Source organism: Bradyrhizobium sp. 142 (assembly GCF_023074015.1).
GTDB lineage: Bacteria > Pseudomonadota > Alphaproteobacteria > Rhizobiales > Xanthobacteraceae > Bradyrhizobium.
Genome location: NZ_JADPKQ010000289.1, coordinates 1 through 6,890, shown reverse-complemented (window position 1 = coordinate 6,890; position 6,890 = coordinate 1). Strand labels below are relative to the sequence as shown.

6 protein-coding genes, 1 tRNA gene and 1 pseudogene are annotated in these 6,890 nt (G+C 63.5%); 6 read left to right on the top strand and 2 right to left on the bottom strand.

Annotation, left to right across the window (positions count from 1 at the left end; genetic code table 11):
• Positions 1–161: 161 nt before the first annotated feature.
• Positions 162–1,157 (bottom strand): LLM class flavin-dependent oxidoreductase, encoded by a 996-nt coding sequence (locus IVA82_RS25035; RefSeq protein WP_247389451.1) that lies wholly within the window; start codon positions 1,155–1,157, stop codon positions 162–164.
• A 281-nt stretch (positions 1,158–1,438) separates the two neighbouring features.
• Here IVA82_RS25035 and IVA82_RS25030 point away from each other — a divergent pair, with 281 nt between their 5' ends.
• Both IVA82_RS25030 and IVA82_RS25025 read left to right on the top strand, forming a co-directional pair.
• On the top strand, positions 1,439–1,942 hold the full coding sequence (locus IVA82_RS25030; RefSeq protein WP_247389450.1) for a Twin-arginine translocation pathway signal: 504 nt from the start codon (positions 1,439–1,441) through the stop codon (positions 1,940–1,942).
• A 35-nt stretch (positions 1,943–1,977) separates the two neighbouring features.
• Complete coding sequence (locus IVA82_RS25025) at positions 1,978–2,607, top strand: ferric reductase-like transmembrane domain-containing protein (protein ID WP_247389458.1); 630 nt, start codon at positions 1,978–1,980, stop codon at positions 2,605–2,607.
• A 1,049-nt stretch (positions 2,608–3,656) separates the two neighbouring features.
• Here the strand turns inward: IVA82_RS25025 and IVA82_RS25020 are convergent.
• A tRNA-Thr gene (locus IVA82_RS25020) sits at positions 3,657–3,731 on the bottom strand.
• Positions 3,732–4,080: 349 nt separating this feature from the next.
• On the opposite strand from IVA82_RS25020, the gene IVA82_RS25015 reads away from it, so the two are divergent.
• The 4 genes and pseudogenes from IVA82_RS25015 to IVA82_RS25000 all read left to right on the top strand — a co-directional run.
• On the top strand, positions 4,081–4,263 hold the full coding sequence (locus IVA82_RS25015) for a hypothetical protein (protein WP_247389449.1): 183 nt from the start codon (positions 4,081–4,083) through the stop codon (positions 4,261–4,263).
• A 40-nt stretch (positions 4,264–4,303) separates the two neighbouring features.
• Positions 4,304–6,010 (top strand): FAD-dependent oxidoreductase, encoded by a 1,707-nt coding sequence (locus IVA82_RS25010; protein ID WP_247389448.1) that lies wholly within the window; start codon positions 4,304–4,306, stop codon positions 6,008–6,010.
• A gap of 214 nt (positions 6,011–6,224) precedes the next feature.
• Positions 6,225–6,533 carry an EthD family reductase gene (locus tag IVA82_RS25005; protein WP_247389447.1) on the top strand — a complete coding sequence of 103 codons (309 nt, stop codon included), beginning with the start codon at positions 6,225–6,227 and terminating at the stop codon, positions 6,531–6,533.
• Between the two features lie 153 nt (positions 6,534–6,686).
• Positions 6,687–6,890, top strand: a pseudogene (locus IVA82_RS25000) (hypothetical protein); the annotation flags it as partial.

Genomic DNA, 6,890 nt, shown 5'->3' with positions numbered 1-6,890 from the left:
CGACAAGCCTCCGCCAGTCAATCCCAGCAAGCCAAAGCCCAGGTTCTCTCTCGACCAGCTGGAGCTCATCTATGTGTGATTTTCCCGGGACAGCCCTGCCGCAAGCGGGGGAGGGAGCGCACCTTCATCGTCGCAACATTCGGGCCTGTTCACATCGCCGCTCACCCCGCCAGCCGATCCCGCACCTCGGCCGCGATCTCGAACGAGCGCAGCCGCGCCGCGTGGTCGTAGATCTGCCCCGTCGTCATCAGCTCGTCCGCGCCGGTCTCTGCGATCAGCGTCTTCAGCTTCTCTTCAATGACAGCAGGCGAGCCGACCGCCGAGCAGGACAGCGACTGGCCGACCATGGCCTTCTCCGAGGGCGACCACAGCGCGTCCATGTCGCCAGTCGGCGGCGGCAGCGGACCCGGCATGCCCCGCCGCAGATTGATGAACTGCTGCTGCAGCGAGGTGAACATGCGCAGCGCCTCCGCGTCGCTGTCCGCCGCGAACACATTGACGCCGACCATCGCATAGGGCTTGTCGAGCTGCGCCGAGGGCTCGAAGCGCGCCCGGTACTCGCGCAGCGCCGGCATCATCATTTGCGGCGCGAAGTGCGAGGCGAAGGCGAATGGCAGGCCCAGCATCGCCGCAAGCTGCGCGCCAAAGGTGCTCGAGCCGAGAATCCAGAGCGGCACATTGGTTCCCATGCCGGGCACGGCACGGATGGTCTGGTTCGGCTGCACATCGCCGAGCAGCGCCTGCAATTCCAGCACGTCATGCGGAAAATTCTCGGACGTGGTGGCAAGGTCGCGCCGCAGCGCCCGCGCGGTGAGCTGGTCGGTGCCCGGCGCCCGCCCGAGCCCGAGATCGATCCGCCCCGGATAGAGCGAGGCCAGCGTGCCGAACTGCTCGGCGATAACAAGCGGCGAATGGTTCGGCAGCATGATGCCGCCCGAGCCGACGCGGATCGTCTTGGTTCCGCCGGCGACGTGCCCGATCACGACCGACGTTGCCGCGCTCGCGATCCCCGTCATGTTGTGATGCTCGGCCAGCCAGAACCGCTTGTAGCCCCAGGTCTCGGCATGCCGGGCAAGATCAAGCGAATTGGCAAACGCTTGCGCCGCATCGCCACCTTGGCGGATGGGCGCGAGATCGAGGATGGAGAAGGGAATCATGTGTAGTACCGGGTTGAGGGCATTCATGCGCGCGCTTACAAGGATCGCATGTAGTGTTAGCGCAACGTCGTCGCTTGACCATTTGAGCAACGACGCCATCCAAAAACGCGGTACTGCCGCGCGTAAGTCTGGTAGCGGCCGGTCCTAGCGGGGACCTGTCTAACTGGCCGGCACCCCCGTTCACAACACTGTTATTGCGACCTATTGCACCCCCTCAACTGGGCCTCCCTTGTTGTTGTATCCTCGGCAGAGCCACTGCACGATCAACAGGAGGAAGCAAAATGACCACGGTCGTACTCAACCGCCGCAACCTCCTTGCCGCCGGTGGCTCCGTCCTCGCAACCGGAGTTTTGGCAACCGGTGTTTCCGGGCTCCTGTTGCCCGCTCGTGCGGAAGGCCTTGCACCGACCGATTCGATGTCGGGCGGGGCGAACAACTACCGCAAGGGCGCGCCGATCGTGGATCGGATCGGAAAGGGTGGCTTCTGGATGAGTGGCACCGTGCGCCGCGCCGGCGACGGGGCTCCGCTAGCCGGACAGCGCATCCAGATCTGGGCGCACACGACCGAAGGGCAGGAGCACGAGCCGCAGAGTCACGGCGCCACGCTCACGGACAAGGACGGCAAGTTCCGGCTCGAGATGCCGCAGATCATTCCCATCTTCGGCCAGCCGCATGGTCACCTCGCCTATGACAGCGGTGAATTCAGAACCGTCTTCCTGCGACCGGTGATGCGGAGCGCAAAGGAAACCAGCCTCGAGGCGCACTTCGTCCTTCAGCCGGCCTGAGCGCGTTGCAAACAAAGGGGTGGAGATTGGCCAAGGTGACCCTGATCTGGGTCGCCCTTGCTTTGGCCATTTGCGTGCCGATCACCGCCGCAGCAGGGAGCGAGCAGCTCGCATGGCGCAGTCCGGTCTATATCCTCGCCGGCTTCGCAGGGATTATTGCCCTCGGTCTTGTGCTCGTTCAGCCCTTGCTGATTGGCGGATATTTGCCGGGACTGTCGGCTTATCGTGGGAGGCGTGCACATCACTGGATCGGCGGCACGCTGGCTCTTGCGATCGTGATCCATGTCGCCGGCCTCTGGATCACCAGTCCGCCTGACATGATCGACGCCCTTCTTTTCTCATCGCCGACGCCGTTCTCCCCCTTTGGCGTCACGGCCATGTGGGCCATCTTCACCGTTGCGCTTCTGGCTCTACTACGCCGGCGATTGGGACTGCGGCTGCGAACCTGGCGCATCGTCCATGTTCCCCTCGCGGTTGTCATCGTCGTCGGGAGCGTGGTCCATTGCCTGCTGATCGAGGGGACGATGGAGATAGTCTCGAAGGTGGCGCTTTGCGCGCTCGTCCTCGCGGCAACTATAAAGGTCATGGTTGACCTTTATAGAAAGCGGACGTTGCGCGGCAGTGAGCCAAGCGGAATAAGATCTCGGAACGTGTTTCGAGCGTGATGCAGCGCGTGGGTGGTAGTGCGTAGGATGGTAGAGCACTTGCGAAACCCATCATGTTCTGTCACCGAGCAAGGGCTTGATGAGTTTCGCTTCGCTCTATCCATCCTACGCGCTCACCACGGCAAGTCGGCACCAACGATCGTGCGCCGCAATGCCGTCAAGAGCTATCGGCTGATCCGCTAAGCGGCCGGGCGTCCCCGGGGGGCCTTGCATTTGCCTTTTGGTTGCAAGAGTATGCCCGCTTTCATACCAGGGGCGCGCCGATGTCGGTCGATCACGAGTTCGGGGGGCAACACACCGAACTAAAATTGGCAGCGGGAAACGGTGCGTATCGCTGTTCTACCGATTCCGCAAAATAGTCAGCCGCATCCCGTCGGCCAAAACACCCGCCTGCCGCAAAACCCCGTCAATCCCCCACCGCAAAAATATTCCACTTTACCGAATTTCGGAATTGCAGTATTAATTATCCATCCCGGTCCTCGAAGAGGGGCGATCGTACGTCGTAACGAACGTGGATCGGGGTGCGGTGGACGCGGCAGTGTCGGGCACGCGAAGGCGGGACCAGGGCGAGATGAACCTCGTGAGGTCGTGCTGCGCGCGGACGGACGGCGCCAACGCCCTGCGAAGCCCTTTGGGCGAAGCAGGGCGTGTCCGGCGAAGCCTTTGGCGAAGCCGGATGGCTGCGTATGGCAAAACCGTGTGGTCCCTGGCCGTCGTTGCTACGGTCAAGCCTTGCGGAGATGGATCGGGGCTCAACCGGGTCTCGGGCCATCGCCAATTCGCAAGGTGACGGTGACAAAAAGGAATTCGTCGCCGGGGAGAGCGCTGCATAAGCCGTAAGCCCACTGCGCAGGGAAGGCCGAGTGTTCGGTGTCACCTGTATGCTGCTGTGCGGTTTCCTCTGCGCTATCTGCGCGCAGCGGACCGCGGGTGCCAGCCGGCACCCGGTCTTCCCTGCGCCCTCTTCAAAGGAGCGGGCAAAAGGATCGAGCAAAGCTCGGGCATTTTCCGCCGCGAGAACGCTGCTGCATGTCTTGCTGAAAATGAAATGGTGCTGCCAGACAGGATTGAACTGTCGACCTCTCCATTACCAATGGAGTGCTCTACCACTGAGCTACGGCAGCAGGTGCTGGGATTGAGAATCGGCCGCCATGAGGGACCTACCAAGCGGGGCGATATCTGCCACAAGGCCCCCTTCTGTGCAAGCGCACCGGCCCGGCCAAATCGATAAAATCGGCTTTGTTGCACGCCGAAAACGGCCGTTTTCCCTTGAAATGACCGGTTTTGGGTCGGATTTTGTGCCGTAGCGTCCCCAGCCAGATGGGCAGTTGGCCGCGTCCGCGAATTCGACGAAATCTGACGGCTTCGTTGTCGCGGCTGGTCAAAGCGCCTTGAGCTGTCGCTATTCGATGGCATCCTGATTCGATGGCGTCTTCAATGGCATCCTGGGCCGGCCAATGCGATGGATTGCAAATGACCGACGACAACGACAAGAGGCGAGCGGCTGGCCAGCGGCAGGACCGGCTGAAATCGGCGCTGCGGGAAAACTTGAAGCGGCGGAAGCTGCAGGCGCGCGAGCGCGCCGCAACGACCGCCCCCTCGCAGAATGAAGATGGTTCCTTAAGTAAGGGGCCCGCCGGCAAGAACGACAGTTAGAATTCCGGCGGTTCAATTTTTGGAGTGAATGAGAGTGGCAATGGGGCAGGACGGACCGGAAAGAACTGACAGGGACGCGCAGATGTTGCGGTTCTCCCGTCCCGAACAGACATTCCCGACGCTGACGGCCGCCGAGATCGAGCGCATGCGGCATTTCGGCGAGCTCCGCAGCTACGCCGATGGCGAGCTCATGTTCGAAACCGGCAAGCCGGGGCCGGGCATGTTCGTGGTGCTGAAAGGGCATGTCGCCATCACCCAGCGCGACGGGCTCGGTCACGTCACCCCGGTGATCGACCAGGGGCCGGGGCAATTCCTGGCCGAGCTCAGCCAGCTCTCGGGTCGGCCCGCGCTGGTCGATGGCCGCGCCGAGGGCGAGGTCGAGACGCTGCTGCTGCCGCCGGATCGGCTGCGCGCGCTTCTGGTCGCCGAGGCCGAGCTCGGCGAGCGCATCATGCGCGCGCTGATCCTGCGCCGGGTCAGCCTGATCCAGGCCGGTGTCGGCGGAATCGTGCTGATCGGTCCGTCGCATTCGGCCGGCGTGGTCCGCTTGCAGGGTTTTCTCACCCGCAACGGCCAGCCGCATCATCTGCTCGATCCCGACCGCGACCGCGACGCCGCCGAATTGATCGCGCGCTATTCGCCCAAGCCCGAAGACTGGCCGCTGGTCGTCAGCGCCGACGGCACGGTGCTGCGCAACCCCGGCGAAACCGAGCTTGCCCGCAGCATCGGCATGATCGGCGGGCCGAAGAACGATCGCATCTACGACGTCGCGATCGTCGGCAGCGGGCCGGCGGGCCTTGCGACCGCGGTGTATGCCGCCTCCGAAGGTCTCTCGGTCGCCGTGCTCGATACCCGCGCCTTCGGCGGCCAGGCCGGCGCCAGCGCGCGCATCGAAAACTATCTCGGCTTTCCAACCGGCATCTCGGGAATGGCGCTGACGGCGCGTGCCTTCAACCAGGCGCAGAAATTCGGCGCCGACATCATGATTCCGGTGACCGCCAAGTCGCTCGACTGCACGCGTGACGACGGTGCGTTTTCGGTCGAGCTCGACAGCGGCGATGTGCTGCGCTCGCGCTCGATCGTCGTTGCCAGCGGCGCGCGCTATCGCCGGCCGGAGATAGCGAACCTCGACAAGTTCGAAGGTCGCGGCGTCTGGTACTGGGCCTCGCCAGTCGAGGCGCGGCTCTGCGCCGGCGACGAAGTGGCGCTGGTCGGTGCCGGCAATTCGGCGGGACAGGCGGCGGTGTTCCTGTCGGGTCATGCCAAGAAAGTGCTGATGATCATCCGCGGCGGCGGCCTCGGCGCCAGCATGTCGCGCTATCTCATCGAGCGCATCGAAGCGACGCCGAACATCGAGCTGCTATTCAACACCGAGATCACGGCGCTCGAGGGCGACGAGGCCTCGCTGCTGCGGCGCATCCGCTGGAAGAGCCGGCTGTCGAGCGACGAGGACTTTGCCGACGTCCGCAATCTCTTCCTGTTCGTCGGCGCCGATCCCGCCACCGGCTGGCTCGATGGCTGCGGCGTCACGCTCGATCGCGGCGGCTTCGTCGTCACCGGCGGGCAGTCCGAGCAGAACCAGGGCCGGCTCGTCGCGCCGCTGGAGACCTCCGTGCCCGGCGTCTACGCCGTCGGCGACGTTCGCTCCGGCTCGGTCAAGCGCGTCGGCGGCGCCATAGGCGAAGGCGCGCAGGTCGTGGCCTCCCTCCACGGCTTCCTCGGCGACGCCGCAAAACCGGCGCTTTAGCCAAGCAGAAGACAAGCGGACGGCAAGAGGAATGACACTTGCGATTTTGCAGCGTCCCACGGACTATCACCTCATCCTGAGGAGCGCGCTCTTGCGCGCGTCTCGAAGGATGAAGGCCCGGAACGAAGAGCCGGGCCTGCATGGTTCGAGACGGCGCTGACGCGCCTCCTCACCATGAGGGTCTAAACATAACAAGCTTCAAAGGAGGAACTAAATGGCTGAACTCGTCGTGCTCTACAAGACGCCCAAGGATGCTGCTGCCTTCGACAAGCATTATGCCGAGACCCATATTCCCATCGCCAAGAAACTTCCCGGCCTGAAAAAATACGCCGTCAGCACCGGGCCGGTTGGCTCCCCCGCCGGGCCTTCCGGAATCCACCTCGTCGCCATTCTCACCTTCAACAGCGTGTCCGACATCCAGGCGGCATTCGGCAGCGCAGAAGGCAAAGCGGCAGCGGGCGACGTGCCGAAGTTCGCCACTGGCGGCGCCGACCTCCTGATCTTCGACACCAAGGAAGTCTGAGACGCGCACGAGGCGCCTCGCGCATCACGAGGCGTCTTCGCGGATTCAATTCGACTTTCACCAAAAGCCCTGAACTTCGTAGATCCTATGGGGTGGCAGGTGGTCAGGGGTAAATTGAGTTTGTGACCACCAACTCACCCTGAAGGATCAACGATGCGTACTGATCACACTGACGCACCCGCCGGAAGCGAGTATGCCACGATTTACTTGGCTTTCGAACTGAGCAAAGCGAAGTGGCAGCTGGGGATAATGATGCCCGGCGCCGAGAAGATGCGTCGTTACCGGATCGATGGCGGGGACATGGCGGCGCTATCTGGCGTGCTTTTGCGGGCTCGAGGGAAGGCCGCGCAGGAGGGC

Excerpts from the sequence above, each read along its gene's own strand:
- IVA82_RS25010 (WP_247389448.1), top strand. The coding sequence starts at position 4,304 with ATGGGGCAGGACGGACCGGAAAGAACTGACAGGGACGCGCAGATGTTG.
- IVA82_RS25005 (WP_247389447.1), top strand. The coding sequence starts at position 6,225 with ATGGCTGAACTCGTCGTGCTCTACAAGACGCCCAAGGATGCTGCTGCC.
- IVA82_RS25015 (WP_247389449.1), top strand. The coding sequence starts at position 4,081 with ATGACCGACGACAACGACAAGAGGCGAGCGGCTGGCCAGCGGCAGGAC.
- IVA82_RS25035 (WP_247389451.1), bottom strand. The coding sequence starts at position 1,157 with ATGATTCCCTTCTCCATCCTCGATCTCGCGCCCATCCGCCAAGGTGGC.
- IVA82_RS25030 (WP_247389450.1), top strand. The coding sequence starts at position 1,439 with ATGACCACGGTCGTACTCAACCGCCGCAACCTCCTTGCCGCCGGTGGC.